The 16,750-nt window shown below is 67.4% G+C and carries 8 protein-coding genes, 1 tRNA gene and 1 pseudogene; 2 read left to right on the top strand and 8 right to left on the bottom strand.

Features of this window, described 5'->3' with window-relative positions; genetic code table 11:
- Window positions 1-42: 42 nt before the first annotated feature.
- From STARVERO_RS20670 to STARVERO_RS20650, 5 genes are all read right to left on the bottom strand, one after another.
- The gene (locus tag STARVERO_RS20670; protein WP_159601253.1) at window positions 43-951 is read right to left on the bottom strand and encodes a transglutaminase family protein; all 909 of its coding nucleotides are present in this window, start codon (window positions 949-951) and stop codon (window positions 43-45) included.
- Window positions 948-3,461 carry a circularly permuted type 2 ATP-grasp protein gene (locus STARVERO_RS20665; RefSeq protein ID WP_159601251.1) on the bottom strand — a complete coding sequence of 838 codons (2,514 nt, stop codon included), beginning with the start codon at window positions 3,459-3,461 and terminating at the stop codon, window positions 948-950. The genes STARVERO_RS20670 and STARVERO_RS20665 overlap by 4 nt, the downstream gene beginning before the upstream one ends.
- A gap of 80 nt (window positions 3,462-3,541) precedes the next feature.
- Complete coding sequence (locus STARVERO_RS20660) at window positions 3,542-6,856, bottom strand: transglutaminase family protein (protein WP_159601249.1); 3,315 nt, start codon at window positions 6,854-6,856, stop codon at window positions 3,542-3,544.
- Window positions 6,857-7,116: 260 nt separating this feature from the next.
- Window positions 7,117-10,299 (bottom strand): efflux RND transporter permease subunit, encoded by a 3,183-nt coding sequence (locus STARVERO_RS20655; RefSeq protein ID WP_159601247.1) that lies wholly within the window; start codon window positions 10,297-10,299, stop codon window positions 7,117-7,119.
- Window positions 10,300-10,358: 59 nt separating this feature from the next.
- Window positions 10,359-11,600 carry an efflux RND transporter periplasmic adaptor subunit gene (locus STARVERO_RS20650; protein ID WP_422802161.1) on the bottom strand — a complete coding sequence of 414 codons (1,242 nt, stop codon included), beginning with the start codon at window positions 11,598-11,600 and terminating at the stop codon, window positions 10,359-10,361.
- A gap of 511 nt (window positions 11,601-12,111) precedes the next feature.
- On the opposite strand from STARVERO_RS20650, the gene STARVERO_RS20645 reads away from it, so the two are divergent.
- Window positions 12,112-12,408 carry a hypothetical protein gene (locus STARVERO_RS20645; RefSeq protein WP_244616854.1) on the top strand — a complete coding sequence of 99 codons (297 nt, stop codon included), beginning with the start codon at window positions 12,112-12,114 and terminating at the stop codon, window positions 12,406-12,408.
- Between the two features lie 212 nt (window positions 12,409-12,620).
- Window positions 12,621-12,710 (top strand) — tRNA-Ser (locus STARVERO_RS20640).
- On the opposite strand, the pseudogene STARVERO_RS23870 reads toward STARVERO_RS20640, so the two are convergent.
- The 3 genes and pseudogenes from STARVERO_RS23870 to istA all read right to left on the bottom strand — a co-directional run.
- Window positions 12,681-14,327 (bottom strand): annotated as a pseudogene (locus STARVERO_RS23870) (recombinase family protein); the annotation flags it as partial. The gene STARVERO_RS20640 and the pseudogene STARVERO_RS23870 overlap by 30 nt on opposite strands.
- A complete protein-coding gene (gene istB / locus STARVERO_RS20630; protein ID WP_159601245.1) occupies window positions 14,324-15,118 on the bottom strand; it encodes an IS21-like element helper ATPase IstB in 795 nt (264 codons plus the stop codon). The gene istB and the pseudogene STARVERO_RS23870, both read right to left, overlap by 4 nt.
- The gene (istA, locus tag STARVERO_RS20625) at window positions 15,108-16,637 is read right to left on the bottom strand and encodes an IS21 family transposase (RefSeq protein ID WP_159601952.1); all 1,530 of its coding nucleotides are present in this window, start codon (window positions 16,635-16,637) and stop codon (window positions 15,108-15,110) included. The genes istB and istA overlap by 11 nt, the downstream gene beginning before the upstream one ends.
- Window positions 16,638-16,750 lie beyond the last annotated feature (113 nt).

Genomic DNA, 16,750 nt, shown 5'->3' with positions numbered 1-16,750 from the left:
CGACATGTCTAGCTCGCGTCCCCCGTCCTGTCGCGGTCCCGCTTACGCCGGCCCTTCCACGGGAAGCGGCTCGGGAGGAATGGGAATGACGTCGACGGCAACGTCGAGCTTCTGCCGGCCGGAACCGAGCACCACGCCGCCGATGGGCGCCACGTCGGTGTAGTCGCGCCCGACCGCCAGCACGACATGATCGGTCGCGACGATGAGCGCGTTGGTGGGGTCGAGCCCCTGCCAGCCGATCTCCTCGCCGCACCACACCGCCACCCAGGCATGGGTGGCGTCGGCCCCCTGAAGCCGCTCCTGTCCCGGCGGCGGCTTGGTGCGCAGGAAGCCGGACACATAGGCCGCCGGCAGACCGAGCCCGCGCAGCCCGGCGATCATGATATGCGCGAAGTCCTGGCAGACCCCCCGCCGCATATGGAACGCCTCCAGCGGCGGGGTGGAGACGTCGGTGGCGCGGGGGTCGTAGGTGAACTCGCCATGGAGGCGGTTCATCAGGTCGATGGCGCCGGCGAGCATCGGCCGGCCGGGCGGGAAGCTCTCGCCCGCCCAACGGGTGATGGGCTCGCTCAGCGGCACGGCGGGGCTCGGGCAGATCTGGTGCACGGGCGAGCGGGGCGACAGATCCGGGCTGGCGTTGGCAGTGTCGCGCACCAGCTCCCAGCTCGGGCCCGAGGCGGCGTCGACGGCCGGCGGCGGCTCCACCTCCACCCGTGCACCCGTATGGACCGTGAAGCTGGTGTGCGGCGTCTCGATGCGGATGTGCACCACCCGGTTGCCGAAGAAGTCAGATGTTTCCGTCCACTCCACCGGCTCGGGCTCGACGGTGAAGTGACTGGAGAGGACGCGCTGGTTCGGGCGGTCCACCGGCACCATACGCACGACATGCCGCGCCACCGGCACCGGCCAGGCGTAGGAATAGGCCGTGGTCTGGTGAATGTCGTACCTCATGCCAGCAGGTCCCACGGCGTCTCCACCGGCTGCCGATGAATGAAGTAGTGCTCGGCCACGTCGTTCGACAATTCCATCAGCTCGGCCTCGACCTCGCGCAGCCGCGCGTCGTCGAATTCGGCGGCGCTGAAGGCCTTCATCGAGGCCGCGAGGCGGGCGGCGAGACGCTCCTCCACAGGCGGTGGCTCGTCGCCGAAATGGCCGGGGAGCACATCGAGATGCCCGACGATGGCGTCGATCTGGAAGGCCAGCGAGCGCGGATTCACCGGATCGAGCAGCACGAGGTCGAGCACCGGCGCGCGGCTCTCCACCATGACGTAGCGCGAGCGGTAGGTGATCTGGCTGTCGCAGAGCTCCAGCAGCACGTCGAGCGTGCCGGCGGTCGGCGTATCGCCGACGAGGGCGCGCGTGACGCGGCAGGTGGCGATGGCGCGCTCGATGCGCCGGCCGAGATCGAGGAAGCGCCAGCCGGACAGGCGGTTCATGTTCTCGGACGCGAAGCCGGAGAAGGCGGCGAGCGAACGCAGCGCCCGGTCCGTGCGCTCATAGGCGTCGGGCTCGGCGCTGGCGGCAGGGACCGGCTCGGCCATCATCAGCGCCAGATCGGCAAGGGTACGCCACGCATCCGGCGACAGGCGGTCGCGAATGACCGAGGCGGTCTGGCGGGCGGCCTCGATGAGATTCGGCAGCGCGCCCGGCAGGTCGCGACGCGACAGGGCGGCGAGGACGTGGCGCACGGGCTTGGCCCGGGTGACGTCGTCCGGCGCTGCGCCCCAGGACTGCAGCAGATCGAGCAGCTTGGGCACCGAGGCGCCGCCGCCTTCGGCGGTCGAGGAGAGACGCCCGGCCAGCGTGCGCAAGAGGCGCAGCGTGCTCTCGGCGCGCTCCACATAGCGCCCGAGCCAGAAGAAGTTGTCCGCCGCGCGGCTCGGCAGCGGGCCGGTCTGGCGCTTGACCTCCACGCGGCCGGCGGCCGGCAGCAGCGTGGTCTGCTCCACCGGCGCCCCGTCCAGCACCCAGACATCGGCCGAGCGGCCACCACTCTGCATGGTCACGGCGCGCGCGTCGAGACTGTCGGACACGCGGCAGAAACCGCCGGGCATGACGGTCCAGCCGGATTCGGTGGCCGCCACGAAGATGCGCAGAATGAAGGGCCGCGGCTCCAGCCTGCCGTTGCGCCAGACCGGCATGGTCGACAGCCGCACCGTCTCCTGGCCGACGATATCGACGCCGCGCGTGCGGATGGCATGCCGGATCGCCGCCCGCCGGGCCAGATCGAGGTCAGCGCCGATCACCGGCCCCTCGTCCAGCAACCCCGGCAAAGTGCGCTGGAAGGCCGGAGCGATCACGAGATCGTCGAGCCCGTCGAGAACCCGCTCGCGCTCGGCCGGCTGGCCGCACCACCAGGTGGCGACGTTCGGCAGGATCGGGCTCTCGCCGAGCACCTGCGCGCCGATCCGGGGCAGGAAGCCCATCATGGCCGGCGCCTCGACAACGCCCGCGCCGATGGCGTTCACCACCGCGACGCTGCCCGCGCGGATCGCCTGCATGAGTCCGGGCACGCCGAGATGCGAGCCCGGATTGAGCTCCAGCGGATCGGCATAGTCGGCGTCGAGGCGGCGCAGCAGCACATCGACCCGCTTCAACCCCGCCACGGTGCGCACATAGACAACATTGTCGCGCACTGTCAGGTCGTCACCCTCCAGCAGCACGAAGCCGAGATAGCGGGCGAGATAGGCGTGCTCGAAATAGGTTTCGTTGAGCGGACCGGGGGTGAGCAGCCCCACCCGCCCCTCGCCCGAGCGGTCGAGCCTCGTCAGGCCGGCGCGCATGGCCTGGAAATAGCCGGCCAGGCGCATGACATTGAGCGAACGGGCGAGGTCCGGCAGCGCGCGGGCGATGGCGATGCGGTTCTCCAGCGCGTAGCCGGCGCCGGAAGGCGACTGCGTGCGATCGGAGAGCACCCACCAGCGCCCGTCCGGGCCGCGACCGATGTCGGCCGCATAAATCTTCAGGAAGCTGCCGCCATGCGGGTCCACCCCGACCATGGGGCGCAGGAAGTCCGGATTGCCGGCGACCGCCGCCGCCGGCAGCGCGCCGGAGCGCACGAGATTGGCTTCGCCGTAGAGATCGGCCAGAACGGCTTCCAGCATCTGCGCGCGCTGGATCAGGCCGCGCTCCAGCGCGCGCCACTCGGTCTCGTCGATGACGAGCGGCAGATGCGCGATCGGCCAAGGCCGCTCGCCACCGTTCGGATCGTCATAGACGCGATAGAACACGCCGGAGCGGTAGAGATGACGGTCGGCCGCCTGAAAGCGCCGGTTCACCTCGTCGACGCCCATCTCCGCCAGCGCCGCCAGCAAGGAGGTCCAATGCGCGCGCGGACGCCCCTCCGCGTCCACGAGCTCATCGTGGACGCCCGGCAAGGGCTGATATCCCGCCAGCAGCGCCTCGACCGCCTCTTCCTCGAAGCGGCGCGTGCGGGCCTGCGGCTCACTGCGACCGGCCATGGCTCCCTCTCTGCGCCGCCGGGGATGGCGAACGCAACCGGCCTGCCCGCGACGCATGCGCACGGCTACGCTCCGGCGGGTCAGACCCTCGCCGGACGCCGCAGGTCGAGCGTGGCCGGGAATTCGGCGGACGCCTCCTCCGGGGGCACGAACAGGTAGCCGGGAGTGTGGCCGTAATCCTGGAAGCGCGCCAGACGCCGGGCCTGCGCTTCGTAGGAATTCACCGGGAAAGTTTCGTAGTTACGGCCGCCCGGATGGGCGACATGGTAAACGCAGCCGCCCAGCGAACGGTTCGACCACAGGTCGACGATGTCGAAGGTGAGCGGCGCGTGCACCGGTATGGTCGGGTGCAGGCCCGAGGCCGGCTGCCATGCCTTGAAGCGCACGCCTGCCACGTGCTCGCCGAAACGCCCGGTCGGCAGCAGCGGCAGGCGCCGGCCGTTGCAGGCCACGACATGACGGATGGGGTTCAGCCCTTCCACGCGCACCTGCAGGCGCTCGACGGAGGAATCGACGAAGCGCACCGTGCCGCCGACCGCCCCTTCCTCACCCAGCACATGCCACGGTTCCAGCGCCTGGCGCAGTTCCAGCGTCACCCCGCCATGCTCCACCTGCCCGAAATAGGGGAAGCGGAACTCGCGCTGCGCCTCGAACCACATCGGGTCGAAGCGATAGCCGGCGGCGCCGAGATCGTGCAGCACGTCCATGAAGTCGGCCCAGACGAAGTGGGGCAGCATGAAACGGTCGGCCAGCGCCGTGCCCCAGCGGGCAAGCGGCCCGTCCTGCGGCTCTCGCCAGAAGCGGGCGACGAGGGCGCGCAGTAGCAACTGTTGCGCAAGGCTCATCCGCCAGTCCGGCGGCATCTCGAAGGAGCGGAACTCGACGAGGCCGAGGCGGCCGGTCGGCCCGTCCGGCGAGAACAGCTTGTCGATGCAGATCTCGGAGCGGTGCGTGTTGCCGGTGACGTCGGTGAGCAGGTTGCGGAACAGCCGGTCGACCAGCCAGGGCGGCGGCGCCATCCCCTGCCCCGGCACCGGCACGTTGGCCATGGCGATTTCCAGCTCGTAGAGGCTGTCGTGGCGCGCCTCGTCGACGCGCGGCGCCTGGCTGGTCGGGCCGATGAACAGGCCGGAGAACAGGTAGGACAGCGACGGGTGGCGCTGCCAGTAGGTGACGAGGCTCTTGAGCAGGTCCGGCCGGCGCAGGAAGGGGCTGTCGGCGGGAGTGGCGCCACCGATCACCACATGGTTGCCGCCGCCAGTGCCGGTGTGGCGCCCGTCGACCATGAACTTCTCGGTGCCGAGGCGCGACAGCCGCGCTTCCTCATAGAGGTCGCGGGTGATCTCGACGCAGGTCTTCCAGTTGGACGCCGGGTGGACGTTCACCTCGATGACGCCGGGATCGGGCGCCACGCGGATGACGTTGAGGCGCGGATCGACCGGCGGGGTGTAGCCCTCGATATGCACCGGCAGCTTCAGTTCCGCCGCCGTCACCTCGATGGCGGCGAGCAGCTCCAGATAATCCTCCAGCCGCTCGGTCGGCGGCATGAACACGCAGAGCCGCCCGCCGCGCGGCTCGATGGCGAGCGCGGTGCGCACCGAGCCGGTGCCGGTGAGCACCTGGTCGACCTGTTCCTGCTGGTTCTCGTTGTCGAAGGAGGTGCGCTGGTAGAGCTGGTGCAGCGTCTCGGCATCGGGCAGCTCGCCCGACACCACCATCGGATCGGCCGGATTCACGTAAGGGTAGGCGGCCGGCGGCACCCAGGGCAGGGCCGCCAGCGGCAAGCGGAAGCCGACCGGCGAATCGCCCGGCACCAGGAACAGCTTGCCGCGCCGGAAGCGCCACTTCTCGCTGACCCAGCCGCGGGTCGCGCGCGACTGCCAGCGCTGCACCGGCAGGATATAGCCGCTCGGGCGACCGAGGCCGCGCTCGAAGACATGGGCGATGCGGGCGCGCGCCTCGGCGTCCTCGAGCTTGGAATCGAACGGGTCGACGTTCTCCGGCAGCTCGCTTTCCTTGAGGATCCAGTGGGCCGGGTCCTCATAGGCAGGCACCGCATAGCTCGCGCCGACGCCCAGCCGGTCGGCCAGGTTCTCGGTGAAGACGCGCGAATCCTCGGTAGTGGCGCCGGCAAGGTTCTCGGCGGCGATCAGATCGGGATCGCGCCAGATCGGCTTGCCGTCCTTGCGCCAGTAGAGCGAGAAGGTCCAGCGCGGCAGGCTTTCGCCCGGATACCACTTGCCCTGGCCGTAATGCATCATGCCGCCGGGCGCGAAGCGCTTGCGCAAGCGGCGGATCAGGTCGTCGGCGCGCATGCGCTTCGTCGGGCCGACGGCCGACGTGTTCCACTCGGCGCCCTGATAGTCGTCGATAGAGATGAAGGTCGGCTCGCCGCCCATGGTGAGGCGCACGTCCTGCGCCGCGAGATCGGCGTCGACCTTGTCGCCGAGCGCGTCGAGCGCCGCCCACGCCTCGTCGGAGAAGGGCAGAGTCACGCGCGGTTTCTCGGCCACGCGCGTGACCTTCATGTCGAATTCGAACTCGGTCCTGGTGCCCTCCTCCGCCGTGAAGCCGCCGGTGATCGGCGCCGCGGAGACGTAGTTCGGCGTGGCGCAGAGCGGCAGATGACTCTCGCCGCACAGCAGGCCGGAAGTCGGGTCGAGGCCGATCCAGCCGGCGCCGGGCAGATAGACCTCGCACCAGGCGTGCAGATCGGTGAAGTCGACCTCGGTACCGGTCGGGCCGTCGAGCGCCTTCACGTCGGGCTTGAGCTGGATGAGGTAGCCCGACACGAAGCGGGCGGCGAGGCCGAGCCGGCGCAGCACCTGCACCAGCAGCCAGCCGGAATCGCGGCAGGAGCCGGCGGCGAGCGACAGCGTCTCGTCGGGCTTCTGCACGCCCGGTTCCATGCGGATAAGATAGCCGACCCGCTGCTGGAGCTTCTGGTTGAGCGCAACGAGGTAGTCGACGGTCGGCGTGCCTTCGGACGGGCGCACCTCCTCGACGAAGGCGTCGATGAGCGGGCCGCCCTCCTCCTGCTCCAGATAGGGGATCAGTTCCTTGGCGAGCTCGGGCGTGTAGGCGAAGGGCAGCTTCTCGGCATATTCCTCGACGAAGAAGTCGAACGGGTTGTAGACGGTCATGTCGGCGATGAGGTCGACCTCGACGCGGAACTCGGTCGCCTTCTCCGGGAAGACGAAGCGCGCCATCCAGTTGCCGAACGGGTCCTGCTGCCAGTTCACGAAGTGGTTGGAGGGCGTGACCTTGAGCGCGTAGCTCTTCACCGGGGTCCGGCAGTGCGGCGCCGGGCGCAGCCTGATGATCTGGGGCCCGAGCGAGACCGGACGGTCATACTTGTAGGCCGTGACGTGATGCAGGCTGGCGAAGATTGTCATAGGCACCAACTGACAGACGGAACATCGACCCGCGCGACACCGATCCTAGTCGGGCCGCGCGAAGCGGAACAACAGGGCTGAACGCACGAATCGTGCCGCATCGGCAATGCAAACGGCGCGCGGCCGGATTGCCCTGTGTCATGGCACCACCGGCCGTCGCCATGCGGGCGACGGCCACGGCCCGCGGAAGCAGCCCACGGAAGCATCAGCCCGCTGCCGCAAATTGAGGCGACACGGGCTGGCATGGCGCGAATCCGGCGTCAGGTCGCCGAGGGCGAGGCTTCCTCGCCCGCCGCCGACGCGGGCTGGGCGGGAGCATCCTTGCGCCCGGCGCGCCATTCCTCGAAGCGCTGCAGGACGGCGTAGAAGGACGGCACGAACAGCACCGCGAGGCAGGTCGAGGCGAGCATGCCGCTGAACACGGCGATGCCGATGGACTTGCGCGAATTGGCGCCGGCGCCGGTGGCGAGCACCAGCGGCAGCACGCCCAGGATGAAGGCGAAGGAGGTCATCAGGATCGGCCGGAAACGCAGCCGGGCGGCCTCCACCGCCGCCTCCATGATCTCCATGCCCTCCGCCCGCTTCTCGCGCGCGAATTCGACGATGAGGATCGCGTTCTTCGCCGACAGGGCGATGAGCAGGATCAGACCGATCTGCGTGTAGAGATTGTTGGAAACGCCGAGCCCGGTGAGCGCGCCGACCGTGCCGAGCAGCGCCAGCGGCACGGCGAGCAGCACGGAGAAGGGGAGGATCCAGCTCTCATACTGGCCGGCGAGCACGAAATAGACCAGCAGGATGGCGAGGCCGAACACGTAATAGACCTCGTTGCCGACCACAGCCTCCTGGTAGGACATGGCGCTCCATTCGAAGCCGGTGCCCGGAGGAAGCGTGTCGTCGGCGACCTGCGCCATGATGTCGAGCGCCTGCCCGGAGCTGAAGCCGGTCGCCGGCGCGCCGAGCACCGTCGAGGCCGGGTAGAGATTGTAGAGCGTGATCAGCGGCGGGCCGAAGGCCGGCTCCACCTTCGCCAGCGTGCCGAGCGGCACCATATCGCCGCCGGGCGTGCGGATCTTCAGGTTGAGGATTTCCTCGGGCGTGCGGCGGTAATCGGCCTCGGCCTGGATATAGGCCTGGAAGGTCTGCCCGAACTGGTTGAACTGGGTCACGTAGCTCGACCCGACATAGCCCTGCACGGTCGCGAAGACCTGCCCGACGGTGACGCCCAGCGTCTCCGCCTTGATGCGGTCGATCTGGAGGAAGAGCTGGGGCACATTGGCCCGGAACGACGTGCTCAGGTGCTGCAGCGACGACTGGCTCGACGCATTGCTCACCACCGACTGGGTCAGGCTCTGCAGCTCGGCGAAGTCGAAGCTGCCGTTCTTCGACTGGACCATCATGGTGAAGCCGCTGGCATTGCCGATGCCCTGGATCGCCGGCGGCACCAGCACGAAGGTCATGGCGCCGTCGACCTGCTCGAGCGCCTTGTTCAGCGAGGTGTAGATCTCCAGCAGCCCCTCGCCGGCCTTGTCGCGCACGTCCCAGTCCTTGAGCATGACATAGGCGACGCCGCCATTCGGCAGGGTGGCGTTGTTGTCCAGCACCGACACGCCGGAAATGGCGATCACGTTCTCCACGCCGGGCGTCTTGGAGGCGATGTCGGAGATCTGCTGCATCACCTCGTTGGTGCGCTGGAGCGAGGCGGCATCGGGAAGCTGCGCCCCGATCAGCACGTAGCCCTGGTCCTCGGTCGGCAGGAAGCCGGTGGGCACGCGCGTCAGCCCCCAGATCGCCACGCCGATCAGCACCAGGGCGACCGCGACCGTGAGGTAGCTCACATGCACCATGCGGCGGATGAGGCCGGCGTACCAGTGCTCGGCCCGGTCATAGACCGCGTTGAAGCCGCGATAGAAGAAATTGCGCTTCTCCGGCGGCACCGGCGGGCGCAGCCAGAGCGCGCACTGCGTCGGCTTCAGCGTCATGGCGTTGATGGCGGAGATCAGCGCGGTGGCGGCGATGACCAGCGCGAACTGCTGGTAGAGCTGACCGGTGAGGCCCGGCATGAAGGCCGCCGGCAGGAACACCGACATCAGCACCAGCGTGATGCCGATGATCGGGCCGAACAATTCGTCCATCGCCTTCTCGGCGGCGAGGCGGCCCGGCAGGCCCTTCTCGATATGGCGCGCGACGCCCTCGACGATGACGATGGCGTCGTCGACCACGATGCCGATGGCGAGCACGATGGCGAACAGGGTGGACAGGTTCACCGTGAAGCCCATCGCCGCCATCGCGGCGAAGGTGCCGATGATCGTCACCGGCACGGTGGTCGCCGGCACCAGCGTCGCCCGCCAGTCCTGCAGGAAGACCAGGATGACGATGAGCACGAGGATGCCCGCCTCGAACAGCGTCTTGTAGACCTCGTTGACCGAGGCGTTGACGAAGACCGTGGTGTCGAACGGGATCTGGTAGGCGAGGCCGGGCGGGAAGTCCTTGGCGAGCTGGGCCATCTTCTCGCGCACGGCGGTCGCCACCGCCAGCGAATTGGCCTCCGGCAGCTGGAAGATGCCGAGCGCCGCGGCGGCCTTGCCGTTGAAGGTGAAGGTCTGGCTGTAGGTCTGCGCGCCGAGCTCGACCCGCGCCACGTCCCGCAGGCGGGTGATGCGCCCGCCATCGGCGTTCGAGACCTTGACGATGATGTTCTCGTAATCCGCCGCGTCGTTGAGGCGGCCGTCCATCAGCAGCGTGAACTGGAAGTTCTGCCCCTTCGGCACCGGCGGCATGCCGACCACGCCCGAGGCGACCTCCTGGCTCTGCTGCTGGATGGCGCTGACCACGTCGTCGGGGGTGAGCTGGCGGGCCTGCAGTTCGTCCGGATCGAGCCAGACGCGCATGGCGTACTGCCCGGCGCCGAAGATGTTGACGTTGCCGACGCCCTCGATGCGGGCGATCTCGTCCTGCAGGTTGATGACGCCGTAATTGGCGAGGAAGAGGCTGTCGTAGCGCTCGTCCGGCGAATACAGCGTCACGAACTGGAGGATCGCCGTCGACTTCTTCTGCGTGGTGACGCCCTGCACCTGGATGGCCTGCGGCAGCGAGGCCATGGCGATGGCGACGCGGTTCTGCACCAGCACCTGCGCGAAATCCGGATCGGTGCCGATGGCGAAGGTGATGGTCAGCGTGTACGTGCCGTCGCTGGCGCTCGTCGACTGCATGTAGAGCATGCCTTCGACGCCGTTGACCTGCTGCTCGATGGGCAGCGCGACGGTATCGACCAGGGTGCGGGCGCTGGCGCCGGGATAGAGCGTCGTCACCTGAACGGTCGGCGGCACCACATTGGGATATTGCGCCACCGGCAGCTTGATCAGCGCCACGCCGCCGATCAGCACGAAGACCAGCGCCAGCACGTTGGCGAGAACCGGCCGTTCGATGAAGAAGCGGGAGATCATGCTGCGGGCCTTCGGTTCGAGCGGTCCGGTTCAGGGGTCGCGAAAGTCGGTTGCCAGCCTCAGTTGCCGGTCTTGCTCGCCGGCGCGGGCTGGGCGGCCGGTTCGGTTTTCGCCGGTTCGGTGCCGGCCGCGGGCGGAGGCGCCAGAGGCGGCGCCTCGACCGGGTCGACCTTCGATCCCGGCGTCGCGCGCTGGATGCCGCCGATCACCACCCGGTCGCCGGCGGCGAGGCCGGATTCGATCACGCGGTACTGCCCGACCTGCTGGCCGGCGGTAACGACCTTCTGCTCGACCACGTTGTCCTTGTTGACGACGAGCACGTACTTGCCCTGCTGCGCCGCGCCCACGGCAGTGTCCTCGACCAGCAGGGCGTCGGGAATGTCCTGCACGGGCACGCGCACCCGCACGAACAGGCCGGGCAGCAGCGACAGGTCCTTGTTCTCGAACAGGCCGCGCACCAGCAGCGTGCCGGTCGAGGGGTCGAGCTCCGGCGAGACGTAGTCCAGCCGGCCCTTGTGCGGATAGTCGTTGCCTTCGTTCTGGAGACCGATGTCGATCTCGACCTCCTTGACCTGCTCGATGGTCCGGCCCCGCGCGGCGAGCGCCTGCTTGATGCGCAGGACCTGGTTCTCGTTCAGGTTGAAGTAGGTGTAGATCGGGTCCATCTGCACGATGGTCGCGAGCTTGGTCGGCTCGCTGTGGCCGACGAGCTGGCCGACATCGGCGAGGTGGCGGGTGACGATGCCGTCGAACGGCGCGATCACCGTGGTGTAGCCGAGATTGATGGTGGCGATCTCGATATTGGCCTTCGCCGCGTCGACCGAGGCCTGCGCCTGCTCCATCGCCGCGCGCGCCTTGTCGACGGTGGCCTGCGAGGAGAAGTCCTGCTGGCCCAGCGTTTTCTGGCGCTGATATTCGGCCTGGTTGTTGGTCAGCTGCGCCTCGGCGGAGGCGAGTTGCGCCTTCGCCTGATCGAGATTGGCCTGATAGGTGTCCTGCTGGATCAGGAACAGGCGGTCGCCCTTCTTCACCACCGCGCCGTCCTTGTAGTCGATCGACATCAGGAAGCCTTCGACGCGGGCGACCAGATCGACCGAGTTGATGGAAGCGGTGTTGCCGGTGAACTGGAGGTATCGTGTCACCGCCTGCTGAAGCGGCGCGACGACCGTGACCTTGGGCGGCGGGGGCGCGACGTACTTGTTCTCTTCCGAGCAGGCCGCAAGCAGCAGAGCCGCCATGCCGGCACCGAGCAGACCGATACCAGCACGCCGCCGCCCGGCGAGACACACGCCCGGATTCATTCCGCTTCCCCCTGACACACGATCCTGCAGGGCGGACTATACATTCGACGAAACCATTGTCTAGCCACGATTATTTACCTGAAACGTCATGTATACTTCATTTTCTGCAAAGTTATCCACACCCATGACACGGCCGCGGATGTACGTCTCATGGTTCTCTGCGCCGGACAGCAGCACCCGTGACAACTTCGCGGTGGGACTATGCAGTCGACAGCGCGCAACGACTGGTGAGCTCTCGACACGTTTACCCGCTGCGCGCCCGCTCCTCCCCGCGCATCCCGCCGCGAACCTCACCGTCATCTTTCACCGCCCCACACTCGACTCCCATGGCTTGCATGGTGGCGGCGTCGGCTCATCTCGACTTTTGCCCCGCTTCCTCTACGCTGCGGCGCGCGGTGAACCTGCAGCCAGAAGACGGCCCGAACGCCGCCGCGGGCCATGCCGGGGCGTGATCATGTATGCGACGGGAATGCGAGCCTTCCATCGGCTTGCGGTGGGAGCGCTGGCTCTCTTGGCCGGATCGGCAGCGGCCGCCGATTCCGGCCTCAAGCTCGAACAGGGCGACATCTTCACCAACGATGTCGGGACGGTGATGGGCGTCTCGGTGGTGAACAATACGTCGGCCACCGTGGGCTCAGTCGCCGTCAGCTGCGCGTTTACGCTAAAGGGCGAACCCGTCGGCTCGGCGAGCACGACCCTCTACAACATCGTCGCGGGTGCCAAGGGACAGGACCAGGTGCATCTCCTCGGGCCCAAGGCCGACGCGGCGACCTGCTCCATCACCTCGACCGGAGCGCCGCTGAACTGAGGCGCCGCACCGGCGGCTCCCATGCGACCGGACGCTCTCCGGGGAGGGCGGACCGGCCGGTCGGCGGCGGGCTTTCCCCATCCTGCGCAAATCCGCCGCGGGACGGCTTGCCAGCGTGGCATGCTTCGCTATATTCCGCGCCTCTTCGACGGATCGGCGCCGGCCCGCCCGGACGCTTCGTCGAGGACCGACGGGCCACCGCGCCCGCGGACGGAGGGGTGGCCGAGTGGTTGAAGGCGCACGCCTGGAAAGTGTGTATACGGGGAACCGTATCGCGGGTTCGAATCCCGCTCCCTCCGCCACTTCAGTCCCTGAGTGGGCACTGAGTTTACGCTGCTTTTTCCGGTCAGCGCCTGAAGCAGCCGGGTCTTCGATCCCATGATCCGAACCTCTCCGTCCGCAACCTCGACGCGCTGGGCGAGCGCGCGAAGATGGTCGCGGCGGTAGCCGCCGCCTTCGAGGCGGATGCGCTGGCGGGCGCTCTGGGCGAAGGTGCGGACCATCTGCGGGGTAATGGCCTTTGCGCCGGAGTTGTCGAGCATGGCTTGGGCGCGCTCGGCGTCGGCCTTGGCTTGGTCCCTGACGGCCTTGAGGCCGTCGATGCGATCCTTGAGGGCGGGATCGTCGATGTCGGCCACGCCTGTCTCGATGGCGTCGTAGAGGCGCTTGAGACGCAGTTCCGATTCGGCGGCGCGCTTGTTCAGTTCCGAGATATGCTCGCGGCGGCGCTCGGATTGCTCCTGCCGCCGGTCGAGAACGCTGGCGAGGATGGTTTCCAGCCGCTCGGGCTGGAGAAGCTGGTCTTCGAGGTGGTCGGCGACAAGATCGTCCAGCTTCTCCATCGGCACCGCCATGCCGGTGCAGGCGGTCGGTCCCTGTCGCGCCTTCATCGAACAGGCGTAATAGCGGTAGCGCCCGCCCTTGCCGGTGCGGATAGTCATGGCTCCGCCGCACTTGGCGCAATGGATCAGGCCGGTCAGCATGGTCGGGCCACTGATGACGGCGGATGGCATGACCTTGGGGTTGCGGGCCTTGAGCAATGCCTGCACGGTGTCGAACGTCTCGCGGTCGATGATCGGCGGAACCTCTACCACCACGATCTCACTGATCGGCTTCAATTCCTTGGTCTTGCTGCGCTTGTTGAACTCGTGCTCGCCCATATAGGTGCGGCGCGTCAGGATGCGGTGAACCTGGCCGATGCCCCAGCGCCCGCCGTCGCGGGTGAAGATGCGGCGGCTGTTGAGATAGGAGACGATATTCTTGACGCCCATCTGGCCGGTCGTGCCATCGCCTTCCAATGCGAGCCGATAGATCAGTCGCACCGTGTCGGCGTGGAGCGGGTCGATTTCCAGCTTCTTCTTGGTCTTGGCCCCACGCTGCTCGGCCGCGACGACGCGATAGCCGATAGGAGGGAGCGAGCCGTTCCAGAAGCCTTGCCGCGCATTTTCCTTCAAGGCGCGGATGACGTGCTTGGCGTTTTCCTTGGACTGATACTCGTCGAACAGCGCCATGATCTGCCGCATCATGACGTGCATGGGGTCGTCGCCCATTTCCTGCGTGATCGAGACCAGCTTGACGCCGTTCTTCGCCAGCTTGCGGACGTAGAACTCCAACTCGAAATGGTCTCGGAAGAATCGGCTGAACGAATGGACAACCACCACGTCAAAGGGCGCGGGCTTTGACGTACCCGCTTCGATCATGCGCTGGAACTCGGGGCGGCGGTCGTTGGTCGCCGAAGCGCCCGGCTCCACGTAGGTCTCGACAAGCTGATAGCCGCGCGAGGCGCAATAGGCTTCGCCCTGCCGCTTCTGGTCAGGGATGGAGACATCATGCTCAGCCTGCCGCTGTTGATTTCCGTCGAGAAGTGACCCTGGATTTCCACTGAGAAGTGACCCGGGTTGATGGTGGTCTGGGGTCAGGTGGCGGTCAAGTTTCGCGGCTTCTCCCTGGTGGGTTTGGGTGGCTTTGCCGAGCTGCTCTTGAAGCGGAAGCTGTCATTGCCGGTCTCGAGGATATGGCAGTGGTGGGTGAGCCGGTCGAGCAGGGCCGTGGTCATCTTGGCGTCGCCGAAGACGGTAGCCCATTCGGAGAAGCTGAGATTGGTGGTGATGACCACGCTGGTGCGCTCATAGAGCTTGCTCAGCAGGTGGAACAGCAAGGCGCCGCCCGAGGTGCTGAACGGCAGGTAGCCGAGCTCATCGAGGATGACGAGATCGGCGTGGGTGAGCCGGCCGGCGATCTGACCGGCCTTTCCCTGCGCTTTTTCCTGTTCGAGGGCGTTGACGAGCTCGACGGTGGAGAAGAAGCGGACCCGCCTGTGATGATGCTCGACGGCGTGGACGCCAAGAGCCGTGGCGATGTGGGTCTTGCCGGTGCCCGGCCCGCCGACCAGGACGACGTTGTGCGCGTCGTCGAGGAACTCGCAGCGATGGAGCTGGCGCACGAGCGCCTCGTTGACCTCGCTGCTGGTGAAGTCGAAGCCGGCGAGGTCGCGATAGCCCGGGAAGCGGGCGGCCTTGAGCTGGTAGGCGGTCGATCGCACCTCCCGCTCGGCGGTCTCTGCCTTCAGAAGTTGCGAGAGGATCGGCATGGCGGTGTCGAAGGCGGGAGATCCCTGTTCGGTGAGTTCCGCGACGGCTTGCGCCATGCCGTGCATCTTGAGGCTTCTCAGCATGATGACGAGGGCTCCGCTGGCCGGATCATGACGCATGGCGTGCCTCCCTGGCCCGGCGCAGGGCGTCATAGCGTTCGACATTGGCCTGAGGCTCGGTGGTCAGCGTGAGGGCGGAAGGAGCCGGGATCGTCGGCGTGCTCAGCGGTGTGCCGTCGATCAGGCGGTGCAGCAGGTTGATGATATGGGTCTTGGTCGGCACGCCGGCCTGCAAGGCGAGTTCAACGGCGGTGAGCACGATCTGCTCGTCATGCTGGAGGACCAGGGACAGGATCTCCACCATCTCGCGGTCACCGCCTGGCCGCTTGAGCAGGTGCTGTTGCAGAGACCGGAAGGCCGGCGGCATCTCGGCGAAGGGCGCACCGTTGCGCAAGGCGCCGGGCTTGCGCTGGACCACGGCCAGATAATGGCGCCAGTCATAAACGGTGCGGCTCTGGCGATCATGGGATCGTGCGAACACCCTTTGATGCTCGCAGATCGCCTGCCCCTCGGCGACGACGACGATCCGGTCGGGATAGACCCGCAGGCTCACCGGGCGGTTGGCGAAGGAGGCCGGGACGCTGTAGCGATTGCGCTCGAGATGGACGAGGCAAGTCGGGGAAACACGCTTGGCGTGCTCGACGAAGCCGTCGAACGGCCGCGGCATCGGCATCAGGTGGCGGATCTCCTCGGCCCACACATCGGCGATCGAGCCGGGTTGCGCGCCGTGCTCGATCTGTGTCCACAGCTCCCGGCACCGGGTCTCCAGCCACTCGTTCAAGGCTTCCAGCGAGGGGACGTTCGGCAGGGGTTGCCAGAGCCGATGACGGGCATCCTGTACGTTTTTCTCGATCTGCCCCTTCTCCCAACCGGAAGCCGGATTGCAGAACTCCGCCTCGAACAGGAAGTGGCTGACCATGGCCGAGAAGCGGATGTTGACCTGGCGCTCCTTGCCCCGGCCGACCTTGTCGACGGCCGTCTTCATGTTGTCGTAGATGCCCCGCCGCGGCACGCCGCCCAGCATCCGGAAAGCATGATTGTGGGCATCGAACAGCATCTCGTGGGTCTGGAGCAGGTAGGCTCGCAGCGTGAAGGCGCGGCTGTAGGACAGCTTGACGTGGGCGACCTGCAGCTTGGTGCGCTCGCCGGCGATGATCGCCCAGTCCTCCGACCAGTCGAACTGGAACGCCTCGCCCGGCACGAAGGCCAGGGGCACGAAGGTGCCGCGACCACTGGTCTGGTGCTCGCGAAGCTGGGCTGCCTTCCAGTCCCGGGTAAAGGCCGCCACCCGATTGTAGGAGCCCTCATAGCCGAGGATCACCAGATCGGCGTGCAGCTGCTTGACCGTGCGCTTGTGTTTGCGCGACTTGCCGGTCTCGACCCGCAGCATCGCCGCGAGCTTGTCGGCATAGGGATCGAGCTTGCTCGGGCGCTCGGGGACGTGAAATCGGGGTTCGACGCTGTCCGCCCGCAGATACTTGCGCACCGTGTTTCGTGAGAGGCCGGTGCGGCGGGATATCTCCCGGATCGAGCAACGATCCCGAAGATGCCAGCGTCGGATGACGCTCAATAACTCCATGTCGATCACTCCGCTGTCTCCCGCGTGGGCCGCGTGAGACGTGGTGAAAACATGGGTCACTTCTCGATGGAAAAATCCGCTCCTGCCGGGTCAGATCTCAGTGGAAATCAACA

Origin of the sequence: Starkeya nomas (genome assembly GCF_902703545.1) — a bacterium.
In the GTDB taxonomy this organism is placed as follows: domain Bacteria; phylum Pseudomonadota; class Alphaproteobacteria; order Rhizobiales; family Xanthobacteraceae; genus Ancylobacter; species Ancylobacter moscoviensis.
Note: the sequence above shows the minus strand (reverse complement) of the source record. Positions and strands in the feature narration are given on the sequence as shown.

What these genes read in the sequence shown, in the direction of transcription:
- STARVERO_RS20655 (WP_159601247.1), bottom strand. Translation starts at nt 10,299, where the DNA reads ATGATCTCCCGCTTCTTCATCGAACGGCCGGTTCTCGCCAACGTGCTG.
- istA (WP_159601952.1), bottom strand. Translation starts at nt 16,637, where the DNA reads ATGGAGTTATTGAGCGTCATCCGACGCTGGCATCTTCGGGATCGTTGC.
- STARVERO_RS20660 (WP_159601249.1), bottom strand. Translation starts at nt 6,856, where the DNA reads ATGACAATCTTCGCCAGCCTGCATCACGTCACGGCCTACAAGTATGAC.
- STARVERO_RS20665 (WP_159601251.1), bottom strand. Translation starts at nt 3,461, where the DNA reads ATGGCCGGTCGCAGTGAGCCGCAGGCCCGCACGCGCCGCTTCGAGGAA.
- istB (WP_159601245.1), bottom strand. Translation starts at nt 15,118, where the DNA reads ATGCGTCATGATCCGGCCAGCGGAGCCCTCGTCATCATGCTGAGAAGC.
- STARVERO_RS20650 (WP_422802161.1), bottom strand. Translation starts at nt 11,600, where the DNA reads ATGAATCCGGGCGTGTGTCTCGCCGGGCGGCGGCGTGCTGGTATCGGT.
- STARVERO_RS20670 (WP_159601253.1), bottom strand. Translation starts at nt 951, where the DNA reads ATGAGGTACGACATTCACCAGACCACGGCCTATTCCTACGCCTGGCCG.